The organism is Micrococcus sp. KRD070, assembly GCF_017168435.1.
Lineage (GTDB): Bacteria > Actinomycetota > Actinomycetes > Actinomycetales > Micrococcaceae > Micrococcus > Micrococcus luteus.
The window spans coordinates 21,637-22,573 of sequence record NZ_JABFNH010000025.1 but is presented as its reverse complement, the minus strand read 5'-3'; the positions used below and the strand labels follow the sequence as shown (position 1 = coordinate 22,573).

Annotated in this window: 1 protein-coding gene; it reads right to left on the bottom strand. The window is 76.2% G+C overall.

Annotation, left to right across the window (positions count from 1 at the left end; all coding sequences use genetic code 11):
- Positions 1-33 precede the first annotated feature (33 nt).
- A complete protein-coding gene (locus J1M38_RS11090) occupies positions 34-864 on the bottom strand; it encodes an alpha/beta fold hydrolase (RefSeq protein WP_020627045.1) in 831 nt (276 codons plus the stop codon).
- Between the last annotated feature and the right edge of the window lie 73 nt (positions 865-937).

Here is a 937-nt window from a genome sequence, read left to right as displayed (position 1 = left end):
GGGTGGAGGCCCGTCCCTCCCCCTGACCCCGCCTCAGTCCGACGCCGCGCGGCCCACCTGCACCGCCCACGCGCGGACGAGCGCCTCGGCGACCTCCGGCTGGTCCAGGTGCACGTTGTGGCCGGCGGCGTCGAGCGCCGCGTAGGTGGCGCGCGGGTAATGCTCCAGGAGCGCGGCCTGGTCCCGGTAGCCGACGAGGTGGTCCTCCCGGCCGGTGAGGATCAGGGCGGGCCCCTCGAACGGCGGCGCGGCCTCCTCCGGCACGGCGTCCAGGACGTAGCGCGCGGACAGGCGCTTCAGCGCCTCCTCGTCCACGGCGCGGACGCCCGGCAGCGCGTGCTCGCGGAACCGCTCCCACGTGTCCCGCGTCAGCCGCGGGGACATCTCGAGGAACGGGGCGGCGTCGTCGGGGTCGAGGGTAGACATGAAGGCGTCGTCGCGCTCGCGCACCACCAGGTCGGTGCGGGTGCGCCGGTCCTCGTCCGGGTCGACGACGGGCGCGAGCAGCCCCAGCCCCAACACCTGCGCGCCGAACTCGGCCGCCACGTGCCGGGCGAGCAGGCCGCCGAGGGAGTTGCCGAGCACCGCGAACGGCCGCTCGCCGACCTCCGCGCGGATCCAGTCCACGAGCCAGGCGGCGAGCTCGGGGAGGCCGCCGTCGTCCTGGAGGGCCGAGGTCCGGCCGAAGCCCGGCAGGTCCACGTAGATCCGCTCGACCTCCCCGGCCTCGGCGAGGGCGTCGTCGAGCGGCAGCAGCAGCCGGTGGTCCACGCTGTTGCCGTGCACCGCGATCAGCGGGACGCCGGAGCCGCGGCGGACGACGTGGGGGTTCTCGGGGGTGTGCTCGGATGTGTGCTCGGTCATGGGTCCGAGCGTAGGGCTGAGCGCGCGGTGCCGCCCTCTCCCCGCCGCCCTCTCCTCGCCGCCCTCTCCCCGC